Source organism: Verrucomicrobium sp., from assembly GCA_028283855.1.
Classification (GTDB): Bacteria; Verrucomicrobiota; Verrucomicrobiia; order Methylacidiphilales; family GAS474; genus GAS474.
In genome coordinates this window covers 867618-888706 of sequence record JAPWJX010000003.1, presented here as the reverse complement: position 1 = coordinate 888706, position 21089 = coordinate 867618, and the positions used below count along the sequence as shown (strand labels likewise).

The window sequence follows — 21089 nt, the reverse complement described above, 5'->3', positions numbered from 1 at the left end:
CCATGCGCCTCCTCCTGCTCCTGCCCGATCATCCAGCCAATCCCAGGCTAGGCGGAGGAGGCGCCCTGCGCATGCAGCGCCTGGCGCGATTCCTGACCTCTCGCGGCCACTCCGTCCATTGGGTAGCCGGCTGGTTTCCCGGCTGCGAAGGGCTTCCGCCCGAACTCGGCCTGCGCATGACCTTCGTCGGCAAAGCGTCCCTCCTGCGCTCCGCGCGCTATGCGCTGGTCGTCCTGAGCCGTCTGGCTGAATTCTCCAGCGATGCGGATGTGATCGTGGAGGACTTTTCCCCTTACGCGCCCACGTTTTCTTTCTTGGCCCGGCCACCCGCGGCCCTGCAAATCCAAAACCACTTCGGCACGGCATTCCTGAGGCGCCACCCTCTTTTAAGCCCGGCGCTCTGGCTGATCGAAAAGATATACCCGCGCTTTTTCCGCCACCGGATCTTCGTCGGCACGGCGCTTCTGCGCCGCCATAAAAATCGCGGCGCCCTCATCCCTCAAGGGGTCGAAAGCACCGCCCTAACCCTGCCCTCCACTTCCGGCGACTACATCGCTTTCCTTGGGCGGCTCGACTTCAACCAAAAGGGCCTCGACCTCCTCCTGAAGGCCGCGGCGCTCACCGGACTGCCCGTGCGCATCGCCGGGCAGGGCCCCGGCCTGGAGCGCCTGCAGGCGGCGCTGTCCGGCCTACCCCACGTAAAGCACGTGGGGCACCTGGACGAGGAATCAAAGTTTCGGTTCCTCGCGGAAAGCCGCTTTGTCGTGCTCCCCTCGCGCTTTGAAGGCGAGCCCGTTTCCATGACAGAAGCGGCGGCCTGCGGCAAAGGGGTCCTCGTTTCCAACATTCCCGAGCTGGCCTACACGGTCCAAAACGGATTTGGCCAAGCCTTTCAAAAGGGGAACGCCGCGGACTTGGCCCGCCGAATGGAAGCGCTCTGGAAAAATCCGGAAATCCTGCGGGACATGGGGAAGCACGGGCGGGCATTTGCGAAAACGCGAACATGGGAGGAGATCGGCCACCAATTCGAAAGCCACCTTCTCAACCTCATTTCCCCAACCACCCCCTGGCGCCGGACGTGGCGCGGCTGGCGGCGCCTGCTTTTTCCCCGCCTGATCCTGCCCCGGCGCGGGCAGCTGCCCCTGGGGTGGGCGATCCATTACGCGCTGGCGGTTCTAGTGCTGCTTCTTTTCCCGCTGAAGGCCCTCCTGCGCGCCTGGAGGCGCAAGGACAGCGCGCCCGTTTCCCGGCGCGCCGTCTTCGTCAGCCGCGCCCACCTCGGGGACTTTCTCATGAGCGTGCCCGCGCTCCTCGCCTTCCGCGACGCCTTTCCCGGCTGCCACGTGACGGTGGCCCTCCAGCAGCGCTATCACGACTCCCTCGACCTCCACGCGGCGCTCGACGCCGTCCTGGAGCCGCCGGAGGAAAGCCTCCCCTTCCTCTCCCAGGTCCGCGCCTGGACAGCGCTCTTCCGCGCCGGGGGCTATGACACCGCCATCTTCCACCGCATCACCCGGCCCGACCTGCCCGCCCTCCTGGCCGCCTTCCTCTGCGGCATCCCGCGCCGCGTCGGCGGCGCGGACAAGGGGACCCAGGCGCTCCTGACCCACGCCTATTTTCCGGAGGGCCGGGGGCGGGTGGCCCAATACCATTTGAACCTCATCGCCGCCTTCGCGGGGACCACCGCCGGCCCCCTCCGCTGGCCGGAGCTCGTCGCGCCGGTGCCGCCGCCCCGACGCTATGACGTGGTGCTGGTTCCCTTCGCCCAGCACAGCAAGGTCTGGACGGAGGAAGGCTGGCGCGCGCTCTTTGACCACCTCCGGGCCCGGGGCCTTTCCGCCGCCCTCGTCGGCTCGGCCGGGCAGCGGGAAGCCGCCGAGGCGCTGCGCGCCGCCCACCCGGAAATCGCCAACCTCGCGGGCAAGACCGATTTGCCCGGGCTCTTCCGCCTGATCGGGGCCGCCCGGGCGGTGGCGGGCGTCGACACCGGCGCGCGGCACGTCGCCGCCGCGCTGGGCGTCCCCTGCGTCGTCCTGGGCCACGGGCGGGAACACCGCCAGCTCATGGGAGCCTATGCGCCGGGAGAGCGCTACCTGGTGACGGAGGTCCCCTGCGCCCCCTGCGGCGCGGAGCCGTGCCCGCTGGGCCACGTCGGCTGCATTCGCCGCACGCCCGCGGCGGCGGTCGTCGCGGCGCTCGACTCGCTACTGCCGCTCTGACTTCTGGAAGCCCGGCGCCGCGGCGGCGATGAATTGGCGGAGCATTTCCAGCGTCTGCACGGCGTCCTTCCCGCCGGGACGGATGGTGGAGTAGACGGAGACATAGGCCCAGCGGTGGTTGACGTGGTGAAGGATACGGTCCCAGCTGGTCAGCCAGATGCGGCGCCAGTGGCTCGGGGTTGTCACGCCGTCGCCCACGAACCAGTAAAGGTAATAGGCCGGGATTTCGATTTTCCGCCCGTCGGACAAGGCGGCGGGGTGCGTCATGGTCAGGCACATGACGCGCAGCGTCCGGCCGGAACGGAGCGGCACGGGGACGACCTGGCTGGCCCGCACGGTCCAGCCCTGGCCGGGCAGGCAGATTTCCGGCCGGTGGATGCTCCGCTTCTCCGCGCCGGCCAGGACGATGGAGCAGACGATCGAGTCCCCGGCGCCGGAGAGGTATTCCTTCCGCGCGAAGCCGGTGTCGGCGGGCAGGATGGAGAGTTCGGAGGGCGAAATGGCCTGGTCGAGGCCGAGCCAGGAGCCGACGCGGTAGGGCAGGTCGAGGACGACGCCCGCGACCGTCTGCCCGTGGGAGGCGGGAGCGAGAAGGCAAAGCGCCAGCGCCGCCGCGCCCAGGAGGGCGGCGGCGGCGATGCGCCAGAGGGGAATCGGCTCTTGGTTCATTTTTTGCGGTACCGGCGCAGCGCCCAGGCAAGGCGGGGCAGCTCCACCAAATAGCGATGCCAGACGACGCGGGGCTCCAGCAGCAGGCGGAAGACCCCCTCCAAGCCCCGGCCGGTGGCCCACCGGGGACCTCGGCGGCGGGAGCCGGTGTGGAAGGCCATGCTGGCCCCGATCATGACGACGGAGGCGCAGGACAGGGCGGCCTGATGGTCTTCCGCCCAATATTCCTGCCGGGGCATCCCCATGCCGAGGAGAAGGGCGTGGGGCCGGGCCGCCGCGATCCGCGCAAGGAGGGCCGCTTCCTCCTCCCCGCCGCGCGGGAAGAAGCCGGAATGCCAGCCGCAGACCAGGCCGGGATGGCGCGCTTCCAATTGGCGGGCGTAGGCCGCGGCGACCGCCTCCGTGTCGCCCAGGAGGAAGACCGTTTTCTTTTCCGCCGCCAGCCGCTCCAGGAGGGCGGGCAGGAAATCGGTGGGGGTGTTCCGGTGGCGGGGCGCGCCGAAGCCCCAGAGGCGGCAGAAGAGGAGGATGCCGAAACCGTCGCAAAAACAAAGGTGGCTCCGGTTAAGCAGGTCCCGGAAGCGGGGCTGCTGGAGCGCCAGGGAGAGGGCGTGCGCGTTGAGCGCGGTGAAAAGGCGCGGGGCGGGCCCGGCGGGCCGCGCAACCTCGGCGACGATCTCCGCCGCCGTCACGTCCCGGAAGGCGACCGGCCCGCAGGCAAAGGCGGGGAAAGGGATATCTTGGCCCCGGGCGGCGGAGGCCATAGGATCAAGGGATGGCGGCGCGGGATCGCTCACTGGCGGGACTCCGGGTGGCGGCATGGACGGCCTTGGGCCTGGTCCTGACCGCGCTGTTCGCCGTCTTTCCGTACACGACCAGCCACCTTAATCACCTGGTCCCCCTGGCACAAGCCGCATGGTACATGTGGACCCACTTCCCCGACTTCGAGCACGGCCTGCTCGTCGCCCCGCTGGCGGCCTTCCTGGTCTGGCAGAAGCGGGCCGTCCTGGCCGCGCTGCCCCGGCGCGGCTCCGGCTGGGGGCTGGCGGTCCTCCTTCTGGGTTTCCTGGCCTATCTTCTGGGCTACCTGGCCGACATCCAATACGTCGGCTTCTTTTCCCTGAACCTGGTGCTGGCCGGGGCGATCCTCTGGCTGGGGGGCGTCGCCTGGATGCGCGCGCTGGCCTTCCCCTGGGCGTTCCTCTTCTTCATGTGGCCGATGCCCTTTTTGGACAACCTGCTGGCCTTCCCGCTGCGGCTGGCGATGGCCCAGGCCTCCCACCTGGTGCTGGCCGCCGTGGGCGTCGACAACCTCTGCCTGGGCACGGCGATCCTTTCCGCGCCCGCGCCGGGGCATCCGGCGGGGGAACGCTTCGCCGTCGACGTGGCCGACCCGTGCAGCGGCATCCGCTCCCTCTTCGCCCTCCTCATGCTGGCGGCGCTCTACGGGCATTACGCCCTGGACCGGACGTGGAAAAAGTGGGCGCTCTTCCTGGCCGCCATCCCGCTGGCGGTGGCGGGGAACATGGCCCGCATCGTGGTCCTGGCCTTCGGCATCCTGCTGTGGGGCGCGCCCTTCGCGGTGGGGACGCTCGACCAGCCCACCTGGTTCCACATGCTGGCGGGCTACGTCGTCTTCGCCGTCGCCCTGGCGGGCATGGCGGCCTGCGCCAAGGCGCTGGCCCTTAAGGGTTCCAATCGGGCCGGAGCGCCAGGGGCGGCTGAAGCACCTCGCTCAGCACGATAGCCCGCTGCCAGGCTTCCCGCCCCTCCACCCGCAGGCGGAGGCGGGCCGGAGCGGGCGCATCGACCGTGACGGCTTCCGCCGCTTCCATCCGGCGGGCGGCCTCCTCCCATCCCTCCGGAAGCGGCGGCGCGGGCGCAGGAACGAAAACGGGCGGCGGGACCACCGCGACGCTGGAACGGACCTCCTCCCAAATCTCCCTCGCCCGGGACGGGGCGGGAGGAACCGGCCGCGCGGGGGCGGGACGGGGCGGGGGCGGCGTGGCGATCTTCCCCCGGCGCAGCCCGTTCAGGAGCTGGACCACGATGGCCACCACCAGAAAGAGGAGGCCGCCCAGCCCCCCCACATCAGCCCGCAATGGCGCGCCGCCCATGGCCTACGCCGCTCCGGGCTCCTGGGGCTTTTCCTCCCCGGCGATGCTGGCGCGCATCTGCGTGTCGGCCTGGAGGTTCTTCATCCGGTAATAGTCCATGAGGCCGAGGTTGCCGGCGCGGAAGGCCTCCGCCATGGCCAGCGGGACCTGGGCCTCCGCCTCCACGACCTTGGAGCGCATCTCCTGGACCTTGGCCCGGTTCTCCTGCTCCAGCGCCACGGCGGCGGCGCGGCGCACCTCGGCGCGGGCCTGGGCCACGCGCTTGTCGGCGTCGGCCTGCTCCGCCTGGAGCTTCGCGCCGATGTTGTCGCCCACGCTCAGGTCGGCGATGTCGATGGAGAGGATCTCGAAGGCGGTGCCGGAATCAAGGCCCTTGGCCAGCACCGTCTTGGAGATGCGGTCGGGATATTCCAGGACCTCCTTGTAGGACTCGGAGGCGCCGATGGTGGCCACGATCCCCTCGCCCACGCGGGCGATGATCGTCTCCTCCGTGGCGCCGCCGACGAAGCGGTCCAGGTTCGTGCGGACGGTGACGCGCGCCTTGGCGTTGACGGCGATGCCGTCCTTGGCCACGCCCGCGATGGCGGCGAGGCCGGAGGCGGGGTTGGGGCAGTCGATCACCTTCGGGTTCACGCTGGTGCGGACCGCCTCGAAGACGTTCTTGCCCGATCCGGCGGTGGCCAGGTCGATGGCGCAGGCCAGGTTGAAGTCGAGGGGGATGCCCGCCTTCGTCGCGGCGATGAGGGCGCGGACGACCGCCTCGATGTTTCCCCCGGCCAGGTAGTGGGTCTCCAGCTGCGCGGTGCTGATGTCGAGGCCGGAGCGGACGGCGGTGATCCGCTGGTTCACCACCAGGGAGGGCGAAATGCGCCGCAACCGCATGCCGATCAGGTTGCCGAAGGAGACGCTGGCGCCGGAGATCCAGGCGCGGATCCAGATGCCCAGGAAATTGACCAGGACGAAGGCGACGACGAGCGCCGCGACGATGGCCGCGATGAGAAGGAGGAACGTGAGGGTATCCATGAGGGGTGTTTTCTAGGGGGGTTAAAAAGTTAAACGGGCCGGACGATGACGCGGATCCCTTCCACCTGGGCGACGCGGACGCGCGCCCCGGCGGGGACGAAGGCGCCGTCGGAGACGACGTCGATCCGGCGGCCGCCGAACTGCGCGGTGCCCGCCGGGCGGAGCAAGGTCACGGCCTCCCCTTCCTCGCCCACGGCGACGTGGGCGGCCGGGCGGTCCAGCACCGGCGCGCCGACGATCGTGGCCCGTTCCAGCGAGCGGGTGAAGCCCGCGCGCGGCAGGTAACGGGCCAGGAGCGCGATGGCGCCGACGGAGAGCGCCAGGGCGGCGGTCAGCTTCCAGAGCGGGAGGCGGAGCTGCGCCAGGGTGGGGAGGGAATGGGAAGCGGGGGGCAGATCGGCCATCGCCGTCAGGATGGCGGCCAGGATGAGGAGGAGCCCCGTGGCGACGGGCACCACCAGCCCCGGCAGGAGGAACAGCTCCACGCCGACGAGCGCCGCTCCCAGGAGGAAGAACGCCGCCGGCTCATAGCCGCTGAGGCCCGCGACGTATTGGCCGAAGAAAAAGAGGAGAAAGCAGAGCGCGGAAAGGATGCCGCAGACCATCGTCCCCGGGGCCTTGAACTCCAGGTAGGCCAGGATCATCCCCGCGGAGAGGAGGATCGGCGCGATGGAAACGAGGAAGCGGGCGATCCGCTCGAAGCCGGTCGGCTTCAGCTCCACGATTTCCGCTTCCGTCCCGCCCGCCAGGGCGGCGACGGCGGCCAGGCTCGGCACCGTCCCCTCGGAAAGGAGAGGCCGGGGCGGCTGGCCGTAGCGCTTTTCCGCCTCCGTGTTGGTGAGGGTCAGGATCTTCCCCTTCGGCAGGATCTCCGTCCCGCCCACGCGCAGCCCCTCGCCCCGGTCGATCATCGCGGTGAAGACGTCGGGGTTGTGGCCGTGGCGCGCGGCGGTCGCCCGGCCCATGCCGTCCATGAAGGAGAGCATCTTCTTCTCGTAGCTCTCCGGCAGCGCCTTCACCTCGCCCGAGTCGGTGGCCAGGATCGGCGTCGCCGCGCCGATGACGGCGCCGGGCGCCATGACGATGTGCCGCGCGGAGGAGGCGATGAGGGCGCCGGCGGAGCCCGCCTTCGGGTCGACGTAGGCGTAGGTCTTTTCCTGCTGAGGGAAGCTTTCCACGGCGCGGATGACCTCCTCCATCGCATCGGCGCGGCCGCCGTAGGTGTCGAGCGCCAGGACCAGGGCGGCGGCGTGGCGGGCGGAGGCCTCCCGGACTCCCCGGCGGACCAGGGCGGCGGTCGTCGGCCCGATCTCCTCCCGCACCGGGATGACGTAGACGACCGGCGGCGCGGCCTGCGCCACCGCCAGGAGGGAAAAGAACGCCAGGAAAAGCGCGCGCAGGCCCATGTTCCCTAAATATAGGATTCCTTTCCCCGATAGACAAGGGCGACCCGCCGACCTACCGTCGTTCCCGTGACCCCGCTTTACGGCAAGCTGGCCCCGACTCTCCATCGCATTGCCGCCCAGGCACATAAGGGCGACTTTGACGACCAGGGGAAACCCTACGTGGAGCACTACGAGCGGGCCTGCAGCCACATCCGCCGCCTGGCGGCGGAGCGGGGCGTCGACAACCGGACGCTCGACCTGGCCCTCTGCGCCGCGGCGATCCACGACGTCGCCGAGGACCACGGCCTCGACCGGGGCTTCAACCTGACCTACCTGCGCCGCCGCGGCCTGCCGGAGGAGGTCCTGGAAGTCGTCACTCTCCTGACCCACGCGCCCGGCGAATCCTACGCCGACTACGCGGTGAAACTCTCCCGGCACCCTGCCGCCGCCCTGGCCAAGCTGGGCGACCTGGCCGACAACTCCGATCCCGCCCGCTCCTCCGCCAGCCCGGCGCGGCGGGAGATCTACCGCCTCACCACCGCCTTCCTGGGCGGGGAACTTTCCGAGGAAGCCTACCGTGCCGCGATGGCCCCGGCGGAAAAGCAGCGCGCCCTGGAAAAACGGGCCTTCCAGCGCGCGGCCGATGCCGGGCCGGAGGCCGCCGGAGGCCTGCCCCGGGTGCGGTAGCCAGCTTGACTTCCTTTTTCGGGCGGCCCATCTTTCCCCCCTCATGCAGCGGCTCCTTCGACTTACCGGGCCCGGCCTTCAGGCTCGGGAGTAAATCGGGGCATCCACTTTTCAGGGCCGCCGCCGCATCTCCCTTCCTCGAAGCGACCGGGTATCGCTCCCCCGTCTCTTCCACCCTTCACCCCCTTTAACACCATGATCTCCGACCCTTCCAAGAAATACCGCCCCTTCCCGCCGATCGACCTGCCGGACCGGCAATGGCCCGCGCGCACCCTCACCAAGGCCCCGCAATGGTGCAGCGTCGACCTGCGCGACGGCAACCAGGCCCTGGCCATCCCCATGGACGTGCCGCGGAAGCTGGAGCTCTTCGAGACCCTGGTGAAGATCGGCTTCAAGGAGATCGAGGTCGGCTTCCCCTCCGCCTCCCAGACGGAATACGAGTTCATGCGCCGCCTGATCGAGGAGAACCGCATCCCGGACGACGTCTCCATCCAGGTCCTCACCCAGGCGCGGGAAGACCTGATCGACCGCACCGTCCAGTCCCTCAAGGGAGCCAAGAAGGCGATCATCCACCTCTACAACTCGACCTCCCCCGCGCAGCGGAAAATCGTCTTCGGCCTGGAGAAGGCGGACATCGTGAAGATCGCCGTGCAGGGGACCCGCTTCGTCAAGGAGCGGCTGGGCGAGCTGGCGGGGACCGACGTCACCTTCCAGTATTCCCCGGAGAGCTTCTCCGCCACGGAAGTCGACTTCGCCCTGGAGGTCTGCGAGGCCGTCATGGACGTCTGGCAGCCGACACCGGAGAAGAAGATGATCCTCAACCTCCCCGACACGGTGGAGGTGGCGATGCCCAACGTCCACGCCGACCAGATCGAGTGGTTCATCCGCCACATGAAGCCGGCCAACCGCGCCGCCGCGATCATCAGCCTGCACACCCACAACGACCGGGGCACCGGCGTCGCCGCCACGGAGCTGGGCCTCCTGGCCGGGGCGCAGCGGGTGGAGGGCACCCTCTTCGGCAACGGGGAGCGGACCGGCAACCTCGACATCGTCACCGTGGCGCTGAACCTCTACATGCAGGGGATCGATCCCCGCCTCGACCTGGGCAACCTGCCGGAAGTCCGCGAGGTCTACGAGCGCTGCACCCGCATGGAGGTGCCGCCGCGCCATCCCTACAGCGGCGACCTGGTCTTCACCGCCTTCTCCGGCTCCCACCAGGACGCCATCAACAAGGGGATGAAGCTCCAGCGGGAACAGAAATTCCAGGGCTTCTGGGACGTCCCCTACCTCACCCTCGACCCGAAGGACATCGGCCGCGAATACGCCGAGATCATCCGCATCAACAGCCAGTCCGGAAAGGGCGGCGTGGCCTACGTGCTGGAGGCCGAGTTCGGCCTGGCCCTGCCGAAGCTCATGCACCGGGAATTCGGCCCCATCGCCAACGACACCGCCGACCGCCTCCAGCGGGAGATCACCCCGCAGGAGATCCACGACCTCTTCCACCAGGTCTACCTGGCGCAGCCGCAGGGCCGCCACCGGCTGGCCGAGTTCTTCGCCGAGACCGACCGCGCCACCGGCGAGACCCGGTGCGAGGCCGTCGTCGAGATCGACGGGCAGAAGAAGAGCGTCGCCGCCCGGGGCAACGGCCCCATCGCCGCCTTCATCGCCGCCCTGCCCCAGGCCGGGCTGCCCGCCGTGGAGCTGACCCACTACTCGGAGCACGCCGTCGGCCAGGGGGCCAAGGCGGAAGCGATCGCCTACATCGAGCTGAAGGTGGGGACGCGGAAGTTCTTCGGCGCGGGCCGCTCCACCAGCATCGAGCAGGCCTCCATCAAGGCCATCGTCAGCGCGCTGAACCGGGCGCTGCCGTAGAAAAAGTGCCGCGGGAGGGCCACTCCCTCCCGCCGCTACTTCAATTCGTCCTGGTCCGGCATCACCAGCGCCAGGATGCCGTAGGCGACGGCGCCGGAAAAGACGGTGAAGAGGGTCACGACGACCCACAGGATGCGCACGACCGTCGGGTCCATGTCGAAGTATTCGGCCAGGCCGCCGCAGACGCCGCAAAGCTTGCGGTCGCGGCTCTTGTACAGACGCTTGGACGGAGCGGAAGGAGTTTCTTCCATAGGTCCTACCTTATCACACCGCGTGCCGTCCCGCCAGGGCATAGCCCAGGGTGACGCTGTCGGCGAATTCCAGGCCGCCCCCGGCGGGCAGCCCCATGGCCAGCCGCGTCACGCCGACCCCGCGTTCCTTGAGGAGCGGGGCCAGGTAAAGGGCGGTGGTCTCCCCCTCCACGTCGGTGCCCAGCGCCAGGATGATCTCCTTCGGCGGAGCGGCCTCGATGCGGGAAAGAAGGGGGGCGATGCGGAGTTCCTCCGGCCCGATGCCCTCCAGCGGGGAGAGCTTCCCGCCCAGGACGTGATAGAGGCCCCGGAACGCGCCGGGCCCGGCGGCCTTCTCGAACTTCACCACGTCGTCCGCCCGCTCGACGAGGCACCAGAGGGAGGCGTCCCGCGCGGGGTCGAGGCAGATGGGGCAGAGGACCTCGCCGCCCTCTTCTTCCCGCTCCGCATAAAAGCCGCAACGGGCGCAGGGGACGATCTTTTCCGCCGCCTCCTGGATGGCGTGGGCCAGGCGCTGGCTGACGGCGGGCTTTTCCCCCAGGAGGAAGAGGGCCAGCCGCTCCGCGCTGCGCGCCCCCACGGAGGGAAGCTGCCGGAGCGCGCCGACCAGCTCCTGGAAGGTGGGCGGGTAATCGGCCAAAATTAGAACCCGGGCAAGCCCAGGCCGCCGGTCAATTTGCCCATCTCGGACGCGGCGTCCTTGCGGCCCTGCTCCAGCGCGTCGCGGACGGCGGAGAGGACCAGGTCCTCGACGATCTCGGCGTCGCCGTCTTTCAGGATGGCCGGGTCGATCTTGAGCTTGAGCAACTGGCCGTCGCCGCTGGCCGTGGCGCTCACCGCGCCGCCGCCGCTGGTACCCTGATATTCCTTGGCGGCCAGGTCAGCCTGGATCTTCTGGGCCTGGGCCTGCATCTGCTGGGCCTGCTTCATCAGTTTGGCGATATTCATAGATTTGAAATTACTTGGCGGAGACGACGCGGGCCTGGAAGAGCTCCAGCGCCTTCTTGATCTGGGGGTCGTGGAGGAATTCCTTATCCGTCAGCTTCGCCGGTTCGGCGGGTTCGGCGGCCTTGGCCGGGCCTGCCGCGGCGGCGGGAGCGGCAACGGCCTCCGTCGGCGGATCCCCGGCCAAAAAGACGAGTTTCACCGGGCGGCCCATCTCCTGCCGCAACGTGTCCTCCAGGAGCGGCAGGTTCCGGGGAGCGCAAAAGGCGGCGATCTTATGCTTCAGGTTGGAAGGCAGGGCGATTTCGACCTCGTCCCCCCGCAGAGTGACGAAGCGGGCCGTCTGGATGGCGGAAGCTTCCAGCGGGCGCTCCTGGGCGAAACGGGCGGCGGCCTTCGCCCAAGCTTGGGGCGCGTTGGCGGCGGGAGCGGGAGCCGCCGGGGCGGCCGACGCCGTGGAAGCTGGAGCCGGAACCGAAACGGCCGGCGCCCCCTCCCCCGCCAGCTGGTGCAGAAGGGTTTCCAGGGAAACCTTTTCCCGCAGCTGGGAGAGCTGGAGAAGCGCCACCTCAAAGATGACTTCCTTGCTCACCGCGTAGCGGAGGCGGCCTTCCAGGAAGGCCAGCTCCTCCAGGAGGGCCAGGACGCCGCGCGGCGTGAGGGCCTGGGAAAGCTCGGCGAAGGCGGCCTTCTCGGCGGGGGTCAAGTCGGCCTCGACAGTCGCCGGGGCGGCCTGCCAGAGGGCGAAATCGCGGAAGAAGCCGAGGAGGTCGGCGGCCAGCTTGCCCAGGTCCTTCCCGGCGGCGGCCAAGCCGCGGCCCTGTTCCAGGACGCGGCCCGCGTCCCCGGCGGCGATGGCGCGGGCCAGCTCGATGACCGGGCCCCGGCCGATGAGGCCGAACATCTCCAGGACGGCGGCCTCCGTGACGTTCTGGCCGAAGAAGCCGATAACCTGGTCGAGGGCCACCTCCGCGTCGCGCAGGCCGCCTTCGGCATAGCGGGCAATAACCTGGAGGGCGGCGTCCTCCGCCTGGGCCCCTTCCTTTTGGCAGATATGGGCCAGGTGGGCGGCGATGGCGGCGTCCGGGATGCGGCGGAAGTCGAAGCGCTGGCAGCGGGAGAGGACGGTGGCGGGGACCTTGTGCGCCTCCGTGGTGGCGAAGATGAACTTCACGTGGGCCGGGGGCTCTTCCAGCGTCTTCAGCAGGGCGTTGAAGGCCGCCTGGCTGAGCATGTGGACTTCGTCGATGATATAGACCTTGAAGTTCCCGCGCACGGGGGCGAAGCGGACGTTGTCCCGCAGATCGCGCACCTGCTCGACGCCGTTGTTGGAGGCGCCGTCGATTTCCAGCACGTCCAGGGAGCGCCCCTCGGCGATCTCCCGGCAGACTTCGTCGTTCGGGTCGAAATCGACCTTGGGGCCGCCGGGAACGTTGAGCGCCTTGGCGATGATGCGGGCGGTGGAGGTCTTTCCGGTGCCCCGGGGGCCGACCAGGAGATAGGCCTGGGCCAGGCGGCCCTGGGCGATGGCGTTGGCCAGGCTGCGGGTGATGTGCTCCTGCCCGATCACCTCCGCGAAGGTCTGCGGGCGGTACTTGCGGGCAAAGACTTGGTAGGAAGGCATGGCGGGGAAAAAGAGACCAGAAGCGGCAACAACGTCGGTCACGGTACCGTTGCTTCCTTTCGGACCTGGCGGGGTTAGCGTGCCAAGCGCTTTGCCGCTCCTGGCAAAAGACATCCTACGATCCGGGGGGCGTTTGGCAATGCCCCGCCGTTTTCTTAAGAAAAAAACGTCAGAAGGTGATGCGGAGGCCGCCGGTGATGCTTTGGGCCAGGTAATCGTCCACGCCGACCTGGGCGTCATAGCGCAGGAAGAGGACGGAACCGTTGTCGAAGACCGCGCTCAGGCCGCCGCCGACCACGGCGGAATCCCGCTGGAGCTGGCCGGTGTTCACCACCACGGAGGAGGAGCTATTGTTGGCGAAGGCCACGCCGACCACCTGGTTGTCGTCCATGATCTCATGCTGCCAGGTCACGTCGATTTCCGGCCGCAGGATCATCCGCCGCCACGTCGTCTTGATGTCATAGGCGACACGGCCGCCCAGGCTGCCGATGAGAGAGTCGACCTTTTGGTCGCCCACCGTCAGGTTAAGCGTGCCCGCGCCGGTCTGGTCGTAGCCGTTGATATTGATGTGGGTGTATTGGAGCCCGCCGATCGGGCCGTAAGTCCAGTTGCCCGCGTGGAACTTGTAGCCGGTGTCGAAGGCGACGCCGTATTGGTCTCCGTCCGGAGTGCCGTTCGCCACCAGGCCGGTGCCGGGGAGGACCGACTGGGAGGTGGCGCTGGAGAAGCCGTAGTAGCCGCGGCCGTTCACGTACCAGTCGCCATGGGTGTAGCTGCCGTAGGGGCCCATGCGGTAGCTGTTCTCGCTCAGGCGGCTGCCGTAGCTGTCCAGGCTGGCGGTGGTCCGCCCGTAGGAGCCGAAGAGACCCAGCGTCCACTCCTTCGTCAGGCGGTAATCGACGCCTGCGGTGAAGTTGAGGGTCGTCGCGTCGACGTCGGGCTGGCTGGCGTTGCCGCTCTGGCTGGCCAGGATCGCGTTGCCGGTCAGGAAGACGCCCCACCGCTGCTGCTTCTCGAACTCGATCTCGTTCACATAGTCGGGCACGTCGGCCAGGGTGGCCTCCTGCGGGATGGTGGAGTTGAAGGCGTAGAGCTGGCCCGCCACCTGGGAGAGGAGCGGGTCGTCGGCGTCGACCAGGTTCAGCCCGCTCCAGTCGATCCGGCCCCCGGCCAGCCCCATGCGGACCATGTCCAGGCGGTTGGCCAGCGTGATGCCCTGGAAGGTCAGGTCGGTCAGGGCGGTGCGGCTGATGGTCTTCACCACGTCCTGGAGCTGCGGATTGATCACCGGCACGGCGGCGTTCGTGTTCACCCCGGCTCCGGTGAAGTTCTCGTAGGAATAGGTGGCCCCGTTGATGACCAGGGTGCCGCTGTTCGGGTGGTCCTTCAGGTAGGCGTTGGCCACGGCGGCCTGCTCCGTGGTGATGCCGGTGAGATTGAGCTGCAGGTAGCTGGACGTCGGGACCTGGCCCGCCGTCACGGAGGTGTTGCCGTTGATGATGCCGTTGATCGTCGGCGAGCCGCTGATGATGACGGTGATCGCGGAATCGACCGAGCCGCCCGCCGCGATGGCGATGCCGCCGGAAGCCACGCTGATGTTGCCGCTGGTGTAGATGCTGATCGCCCCGGTAGAGCTGGCGTACATGCCGTAGAGCGTGCCGGTTCCGTCGACGTTGATCGTGCCGGTGTTGACCAGGCTGATGGTGCCGCCGCCGCCCGAATAGGCATACATGCCGTAGGCGGTGCCGCCCCGGCCGTAGACGTTCAGGGCGCCCTGGTTGCTCAGGTTGATCGGGGCCGTCCCCGCCGCCTGCGCGGCAAGGCCGTAGACCGTGCCGGTGGAGGCGGCGCTCAGGGCGCTGCCCACCGTGATGGTCCCGGTGTTCAGGACATCGATGCCGCCCGCGGATTGCGTGGCCGCGTCGACGCCGTAAAGGGTTACCGCCGCCGCGCTGGAGTCGTCCACCGCCACCTGCCCCTCATTGGTCACGCTGACAAGGGCCGCGCTCAGGCCGCCGTAGGAGCGGAGGCCCGCCGCGCCGCCTCCGTTGCCCAGGACGGTGACGGTGCCGGCCGGGGCGTTGACGGCCTGCGCCTGGCCCGTGCCGGTGCTTTGGGCCACCAGGCCCGCCGCCTCGCCCGCGCCTGCGTTGGTGACTGTCACGGCGCCCGCGTTGGTCGCCGCAACCGCCCCGCTGTCGGAGCCGAAGGCGCCCAGGCCGACGGCCCCGTCCGTGCCGGAACCGGAGCCGGTGACCGCCAGCGTCGCCGCGTTGTAAAGGCTGCCCAGGCCCGCCCCGGAGGAAACCGCGCGCATGCCGAAGGCGACGCCGCCGTTCGTGTCGAGGACCGTGACCGCGCCCAGGTTGGTCGCCACGACCGTGCCCGCGCCGCTGCCTCCGACCAGGATGCCGTCGGCCCCTCCGCCCAAACCGGCAACCTCGATCCGGCCGCCCGCCTGGTTGACGACCAGGACACTGCCCGCCCCCGCGCCCTGCGCGCTCACGCCCTGGACCAGGACCGCGCCGGCGGCGGAGGAAGAAATCACGCCGCCATTGAGAATCTGGGAGTTGCCCGTGGCCGAGGAGTGGCTCAGCGTGACACCCGCGCCGTTCGTCACGGTGATCGTGCCGCCGTTCGTCGCCCACAGGGTGCCCGCGCCGCTTAGGGCCAAGCCGTCGCTCGTGCCCGCGCCGGAAATCGTGCCGAAGTTGGTCGCCACCGCGCTGCCCCCGACGTTGGAGGAGACGACGGAGACCGCCTGGCCGTTGCTGACGGAGATGCTGGCGCCCAGGTCGTTGAGGGCCACGGCGCCGTCCGCGCCCGTGGCGGTCAGGGCGATGCCCCGGGCCGTGCCGCCGTTGGTATCGGCGGCCGTGATCGTTCCCTGGTTCTCGGCGAAGACCATGCCGCCCGCACTGCCGGCCTGGATGCCGATGGCGGAGGCCCCTGCCGAGGTGGCGGAAATAGTGCCGGTGTTGAGAATGCCCACCGTGCCGGAACCCGCCTGCTGGGCCAGGATGCCCAGGGCGCTGCCGCCGTCCGGATCGCCCGCCGAGATGGAGGCGGCGTTCGTCACCACGATATTTCCTCCGGCGCCGCTCTCCACCGCCTTGATGCCGATGCCGCCCCCGCCGCCGCCGATCGAGACGATGGCGTTGGTGGAGATAACGACCACGCCGCCCGTGCCGCTGTTCTCCGCGTCGATGCCGATGGAGACGGCGCCCGGGTCCTCCGCGGTGATGGTGCCCCCGTTGAAGACGCTCACCACGCCCGTCGCGCTGGCGTTGGTATTGTAGGCCAGGATGCCCGCCGCGCCCTGGCCCTGGACGTGAATCGTGCCCAGGTTGACCGCGCTGACGTAGCCCAGGCCGCCGTTGAGCGCCTGGATGCCATAGGAGGCGCCGTAGCCGTTGGCCCCCGTCGCCTCGTTGACCAGGTCGATGGTGCCGTTATTCGTCACCGCCACGCCGCCCGTGCCGCCCTGATTATAGGCGGAAAGGCCGTAGAGCGTCCCGTTGGTCGCCGTCACGCTGGAGGTGTTGGTCCCCTGCACGGTGCCGTTGTTGACCAGGAGGACGCCGCCCGTACCCTTGTTGATCGCCTGGATGCCGTAGGCGGCGGCAGTGGCATTGGTTTCCACCAGGGTGACGGTGTTGTCGTTGGTGAAGGCGATCTGGTTGGCGTTGTTCGTCGCGGACTGCAGGAGGTAGATGCCCGTGGCCCCGCCCGCGTTGGTCGCGCCCGCGCTGGTGACGGTGATGGCCGCGCTGTTGGCGAAGAGGAGGCCGCCCGTACCCGCGTTCTCCATGTAGACGCCGATGGTCGCGCCGCCGTCGATATCCAGGGCGCTCACGGCGGCCGTGTTGGTCACGTCGACCAGGGCCGTCGCCCCGGTGTTGCTGTCCAGGGCGCGGATGCCGATGGCCCCGCCCCCGCCGCCAATGGCGTCGACGGTGTTGGTGTTCAGCAGGTAGACGCCGCCCGTGCCGGTGGTTTCCGAATTGATGCCGACCGAGCTTTCGCCCGGGTCGGAGGCGACGATCGAGCCGGTGTTCGTCACCCGGACAGGATCGACGCTGGCCACGTAGATGCCGTAGGTGGTCTGGCCGTTGATCGTGATGGTGGAGGTGGTCTGGATGTCGCCCGCGCCCGCGCTGGCCACATAGATGCCGTAGGCTCCCGCGCCGCTGGAATTGATGTTCCCCGTGTTGACGATGTTAATGGCGCCGTAGGCGTAGACCTCGATGCCGACCGCCCCGGAGCCGGTGGAAGCCGTGGTGATGGTGCCGCTGTTGGAGAGAGTCACCGCCCCGTCGCCCATATTGGTGATGCTCAGGGCCACCGCCGAGCCGCCATTGGAATCGGTGGCCGTCAGCGCGCCGGAGTTGGTGACAAAGATGGAGCCCGTCCCCGTCGTGTTCGTGTTTTGGGCCAGAATGCCGACCGCGCCCGCGCCGCTGCCGGTGACGTTGACGGCGGCCCCGTTCGTGATGACGATGTCGCCGCCCGCCGTATCGGCGGTGGTCAGGGAGACGCCGTAGACGGCGTTGGTGGAGCCCGTCGCGGCGGCCACGACGATCGCCCCCTGGTTATTCAGAGTGATCGAGCCGTTGCCGCTGGCGTAGATGCCCGCGCCGCCGTTGCCGGTGATCGCCGCCCCGGCCTGGCCGATCTGGCCGGTGTTGAGGATGTCGATGTCGCCCGTGCCGGTGTTCTTGGCGTAGATACCGTAGGCCGCGCCGCCGTTCGTGTCGGAGGCCAGGATGGTGCCGCTGTTCGTCACGGCCACGTTGCCCGTCAGGCCGGTTTCCACCGCCTGAATGCCGATCGCGCCCGCGCCCGCGCCCCGCACGGCCAGGACGCTGGAATTGGTCACGCTCACCCCGCCGGTGCCGCGGTTTTCCGCGTCGATGGCCACGGAGGCCGCGCCGTAGTTGCTCGTCCCCGCGCCAACGGCGGCCAGGGAGATCGTGCCGCCGTTGCTCACCGCCACCGCGCCGGAGCCGCCCGCGTTCGTGGCGGAGAGGCCGTAGAGCGTGGCGCCCGCCGCGTCCGCCGTCACCACGTTGGTGCCGGTGATCGTGCCGGTGTTGGCCAGGCTGACCCCGCCCGTGCCCTGATTCGTGGCGACGACGCCGTAGCCGTTGGCGGCGGCGTTGGTCTCCACCAGGGTGATGACGTTGGCGTTCGTGTAAGAGAGAAGATTCCCGTTGGCGGCGTTACGCTGAACCAGGCGGATACCCGTGGCGCCGCCCACCGCACCGCCGCTGGAAAGGCTGCGGACGGTCAGGTCGGTGTTGTTGACCACGCTGATCGTGCCCAAGCCGCCGTTCTCCGCGTCGATGGCGACGGCGCCGGAGCCGTCGGTCGCCGTGACGCCGATCGCGCCGTCGTTGGTCACGGCCACCGCGCCCGCCGCGCTGGCGTCATAGGCCTTGATGCCGGTGACTGTCCCGCCCGTGCTGGAAACCGTGATGGCCCCGGCGGCCGCGTTGACCACCTGGACGCCGCCCGTGCCCATCCCCTCCGCGTCGATGCCGACGACCTGGTCGCTGCCCGTGCCGGTGACGGTGCTGCTATTGGTGAAGACGAGCTGGACGGCGTTGTTCGTGCTGTGCTGGACGATCTTCACCGCCGTGACCGAGCCTCCGCCAATGCCGGTGGAGGAGACGGTAATGTTCGTGCTCAGGACGCTGACTGCGCCCAGGCCCCAGCTTTCGGCGTCGATGCCGATGGCCTCGCCCCCGGCGGCGGCCACCGTGATGGCGCCCAGGTTGCTGACGGCCAGGGAGGCATCGCCCAGCTCGTAGGCGCGGATGCCGATGCCGTTGGTCACGCTCAGCGCGCCGTCGACCGTGTTCAAAATGGTGATCTGGCCCGTGCTGGCCACGCCGATGCCGACACCGCCGGCCAGGACGTTGATCGTCCCGGCGTTGGTCACCGCCGTCGAAGCCGACGCCACCGTGTTGGTGGCCAGGATGCCTGTGCCCGCGGCGTTGCTGACCGTCACGGTCCCCAGGTTGGTCGCCGCAAGCGGACCAACGCCATTCGTGTTCGCCACCTCCATGCCGACGCCGCCGCCGGAGACGGCCACCACGCCGCCCGCCCCGTTAAGCAGGGAGGCTCCGGCGGAACCGTCATTGCGGGCATAAAGGCCAATGGCGCCCGAACCCGATCCGGCCACCAGACCCAGGTTGGTCACCGTCAAGGTCCCGGAGGCGCTCTCCACGGCCCGGACGCCGATGCCGGAGCCGGTAACGGAGATAGTTCCCGAGGCCGCGTTGCTGACGCTGCCGCTGCCGGCGGAGGCGACATCGACGCCCACCCCGTCGGAAATCTGGATCAGGCCGCCGTTGGTCACCGCCACGGCGGAACCGCTGGTCGTGTTGGACACCAGCACGCCGGTGCCATTGTTGGAAGCCCCCGCCAGGAGGGAGCCTTCGTTGTCCACCAGAAGCTGCGGGGCGTTCGTGCTGTTGACGATCTTGATGCCGACACCGTTCGTGGTGAAGTTGACCGTGCCGCCCGCCGCGTTGACGACGCTGGCGTTGCCGGTCGTCCCGTTGAGCACGGCCATGCCGGTGGCGCCCGTGGCGGCGTTGATCGTCCCCGCGTTGGTCAGGAAGACGCTGTGGGCGCCAGTGTTGATCCCAGCCACGCCAATGCCCGTCCCGGTGACATTGATGACGCCGCCGGCCAGGTTCTGCGCGTAGGCCGGATTGCCCGAGCTGGCGCTATAGAGGCCCATGCCGTCGACCACGGTGATCGTCCCCGCGTTGCTCGCGTAGGCGCTGATGCCCGCCGCGGCGTTCGTCGCATAAATGCCGGTGCCGGCGCCGGACATCGTGATCGTCCCGTAATTGATGCCGACCGGGGAATTGTTCCCGGTAAAGTTCACCACCTCAATGCCGTAGCCGGTCGACTGGATCGTGCCCCCGGCGTAGTTCGCCGCCCGGACCCCCGCGCCGCCCTCGTTCTCCGCGTAGAGACCCACCGCCGTGCCGCCGTTGGTGTCGCTCACCACGATCGTGCCGCTGTTGCTGGCCTGCACGCTGTTTGTCCCGGCGGAGCCCGTGTTCACCGCCGCCACGCCGTAGGCGCCCGCCCCGCTGCCGGTCACCACGATCGAGCCCCCGTTGCTGGCCCACAGGATGCCCGCGATGGAGAGGGCCCGCAGGTTGATGCCGTAGGCCGCCTGGGTGCTGCCCGCCAGATCCTGGACGATGATCGAGCCGGTCGTTTGGTTGAGGACATAGCCGCTGCCCTGGCTGACTCCCAGGTAAATGCCGGTGGCGTTGACGCCCGCAATGGCGTTGGAGGCGGTGCCAATGAAACCCCCGTTGGTGACCGTGCTCGCCCCCGTGTAGTAGGCGCTGTTAAGGCCCTTGTTGGCCTCGATGCCATATGCCGCACCGCCGGTATTGCTGGAAAGGAGCGTGCCTTGATTGACCAGGGAGACCACCGGCCCGTTGCTTATGTCGCTCTGGCCAAAGCCGAAAAACGCGGCGCTTTCGCCCGTTCCGGCGGCCTGGACGGAGATCGTTCCGTAATTGGACTGGAGCGACGACCCATTCCAGCCGTTAAGATAGAGCCCGTAGGCGTTGCCCGCATTCGTCGCGGAAACCGTGATGCTGCCCCCGGCCAGATTCACCAGCGGCGAGCCTGTCATGCCGATCGCGCTGCCGCCGCCGATGTCCTTCACCGTGATGGCCTGGCCGTTCGTCGCGCCCGCGAGGCTGCTGCCGTTGTAATTGACGCTGGAAATGCCCGTCGCCCCGCCGCCGTTGGCCACGACGGTCAGCGCATTCGTGGCGCCCAAGTTTTCCACGTCGCTGCCACCGCCGCCGAAGTTGTAGGACGTGATGCCGATCGCCGAGCCCCCCACCTTCGTGTTGGTGACGGTGACGTTGGCCATATTCGTGACGACCTGGAGGCCCGTGCCCCCGTTCGTCGGCGCATTGGCGTAAAGGCCGATCGCCGAGGCGCCGTTGGCCGTCACCGTCACCGCGCCGTAGTTGTAGAGGGAGGCGTGGCTGCCCGCCCCATGCTCTCCGTAGATGCCGATCGCGGAACCTCCGTTGGTGTCGATCACCAGGACCGTGCCCGTGTTGGTGATCGAGGTCGCCGCATAGCCAACGGGATTGGAATTCCGGGCATAGAGGCCGTAGGCCCCGCCGCCGCTGCCGATCACCGTCACCGTCCCCGCGTTGGTGATCGCCGTGTAGCGGGTGCCGCTGTTGTCCGAAGTCTCCGCCCGCAGGCCATAGGCGGCGTTGGTGCTGCCCGCCGCGTTC

General features: G+C 69.2%; 14 protein-coding genes and 1 other RNA gene (1 of these 15 only partly in view). 4 read left to right on the top strand and 11 right to left on the bottom strand.

From position 1 onward, the window contains the following. The first annotated feature begins 2 nt into the window (after positions 1–2). Positions 3–2219, top strand: a complete 2217-nt coding sequence (locus tag PW734_05465; GenBank protein MDE1170649.1) for a glycosyltransferase family 9 protein — start codon at positions 3–5, stop codon at positions 2217–2219. On the opposite strand, the gene PW734_05460 is transcribed toward PW734_05465, so the two are convergent. Next, complete coding sequence (locus tag PW734_05460) at positions 2205–2888, bottom strand: EpsI family protein (protein MDE1170648.1); 684 nt, start codon at positions 2886–2888, stop codon at positions 2205–2207. The genes PW734_05465 and PW734_05460 overlap by 15 nt on opposite strands. Continuing rightward, entirely contained in the window at positions 2885–3652 is a 768-nt protein-coding gene (locus tag PW734_05455; protein MDE1170647.1) for a WecB/TagA/CpsF family glycosyltransferase, read from the bottom strand. Before PW734_05455 ends, PW734_05460 begins: the two co-directional genes overlap by 4 nt. 47 nt (positions 3653–3699) lie before the next feature. Here PW734_05455 and PW734_05450 point away from each other — a divergent pair, with 47 nt between their 5' ends. Then, complete coding sequence (locus tag PW734_05450) at positions 3700–4635, top strand: exosortase/archaeosortase family protein (protein ID MDE1170646.1); 936 nt, start codon at positions 3700–3702, stop codon at positions 4633–4635. Here the strand turns inward: PW734_05450 and PW734_05445 are convergent. From PW734_05445 to PW734_05435, 3 genes are read right to left on the bottom strand one after another with little or no spacing between them, the layout of a single operon-like run. Further along, complete coding sequence (locus PW734_05445; protein MDE1170645.1) at positions 4574–5005, bottom strand: hypothetical protein; 432 nt, start codon at positions 5003–5005, stop codon at positions 4574–4576. The two genes, PW734_05450 and PW734_05445, sit on opposite strands and share 62 nt — an antisense overlap. Positions 5006–5008: 3 nt before the next feature. After that, entirely contained in the window at positions 5009–6028 is a 1020-nt protein-coding gene (gene floA / locus PW734_05440; protein MDE1170644.1) for a flotillin-like protein FloA, read from the bottom strand. A 29-nt stretch (positions 6029–6057) separates the two neighbouring features. Then, a complete protein-coding gene (locus PW734_05435; GenBank protein MDE1170643.1) occupies positions 6058–7434 on the bottom strand; it encodes an NfeD family protein in 1377 nt (458 codons plus the stop codon). A gap of 66 nt (positions 7435–7500) precedes the next feature. Between PW734_05435 and PW734_05430 the strand changes: the two genes are divergently transcribed. Both PW734_05430 and leuA read left to right on the top strand, forming a co-directional pair. After that, on the top strand, positions 7501–8100 hold the full coding sequence (locus PW734_05430) for an HD domain-containing protein (protein ID MDE1170642.1): 600 nt from the start codon (positions 7501–7503) through the stop codon (positions 8098–8100). 195 nt (positions 8101–8295) lie between these two features. Further along, complete coding sequence (gene leuA, locus PW734_05425) at positions 8296–9972, top strand: 2-isopropylmalate synthase (GenBank protein MDE1170641.1); 1677 nt, start codon at positions 8296–8298, stop codon at positions 9970–9972. Between the two features lie 35 nt (positions 9973–10007). On the opposite strand, the gene PW734_05420 is transcribed toward leuA, so the two are convergent. The 6 genes from PW734_05420 to PW734_05395 form a co-directional block, all read right to left on the bottom strand. Continuing rightward, positions 10008–10223: a PspC domain-containing protein gene (locus tag PW734_05420; protein MDE1170640.1), complete on the bottom strand. Its 216-nt coding sequence runs from the start codon at positions 10221–10223 to the stop codon at positions 10008–10010. A 13-nt stretch (positions 10224–10236) separates the two neighbouring features. Next, positions 10237–10863: a recombination mediator RecR gene (gene recR, locus PW734_05415; protein ID MDE1170639.1), complete on the bottom strand. Its 627-nt coding sequence runs from the start codon at positions 10861–10863 to the stop codon at positions 10237–10239. Positions 10864–10865: 2 nt separating this feature from the next. Beyond that, positions 10866–11171, bottom strand: coding sequence for a YbaB/EbfC family nucleoid-associated protein (locus tag PW734_05410; GenBank protein ID MDE1170638.1), 306 nt, complete (start codon positions 11169–11171; stop codon positions 10866–10868). Between the two features lie 10 nt (positions 11172–11181). Continuing rightward, positions 11182–12792 (bottom strand): DNA polymerase III subunit gamma/tau, encoded by a 1611-nt coding sequence (dnaX, locus tag PW734_05405; protein ID MDE1170637.1) that lies wholly within the window; start codon positions 12790–12792, stop codon positions 11182–11184. Between the two features lie 11 nt (positions 12793–12803). Beyond that, positions 12804–12898: signal recognition particle sRNA small type (gene ffs / locus PW734_05400), an RNA gene on the bottom strand. Between the two features lie 63 nt (positions 12899–12961). Beyond that, positions 12962–21089 carry the 3' portion of a hypothetical protein gene (locus PW734_05395; protein MDE1170636.1) on the bottom strand. Its footprint extends 25142 nt past the window's final position, so only the last 8128 of its 33270 coding nucleotides appear in the window; its start codon lies beyond the right edge, outside the window — the gene reads right to left on this strand; the stop codon is at positions 12962–12964.

Excerpts from the sequence above, each read along its gene's own strand:
- floA (MDE1170644.1), bottom strand. The coding sequence starts at position 6,028 with ATGGATACCCTCACGTTCCTCCTTCTCATCGCGGCCATCGTCGCGGCG.
- PW734_05465 (MDE1170649.1), top strand. The coding sequence starts at position 3 with ATGCGCCTCCTCCTGCTCCTGCCCGATCATCCAGCCAATCCCAGGCTA.
- PW734_05460 (MDE1170648.1), bottom strand. The coding sequence starts at position 2,888 with ATGAACCAAGAGCCGATTCCCCTCTGGCGCATCGCCGCCGCCGCCCTC.
- PW734_05445 (MDE1170645.1), bottom strand. The coding sequence starts at position 5,005 with ATGGGCGGCGCGCCATTGCGGGCTGATGTGGGGGGGCTGGGCGGCCTC.
- dnaX (MDE1170637.1), bottom strand. The coding sequence starts at position 12,792 with ATGCCTTCCTACCAAGTCTTTGCCCGCAAGTACCGCCCGCAGACCTTC.
- PW734_05455 (MDE1170647.1), bottom strand. The coding sequence starts at position 3,652 with ATGGCCTCCGCCGCCCGGGGCCAAGATATCCCTTTCCCCGCCTTTGCC.
- PW734_05410 (MDE1170638.1), bottom strand. The coding sequence starts at position 11,171 with ATGAATATCGCCAAACTGATGAAGCAGGCCCAGCAGATGCAGGCCCAG.
- PW734_05435 (MDE1170643.1), bottom strand. The coding sequence starts at position 7,434 with ATGGGCCTGCGCGCGCTTTTCCTGGCGTTCTTTTCCCTCCTGGCGGTG.
- leuA (MDE1170641.1), top strand. The coding sequence starts at position 8,296 with ATGATCTCCGACCCTTCCAAGAAATACCGCCCCTTCCCGCCGATCGAC.
- PW734_05420 (MDE1170640.1), bottom strand. The coding sequence starts at position 10,223 with ATGGAAGAAACTCCTTCCGCTCCGTCCAAGCGTCTGTACAAGAGCCGC.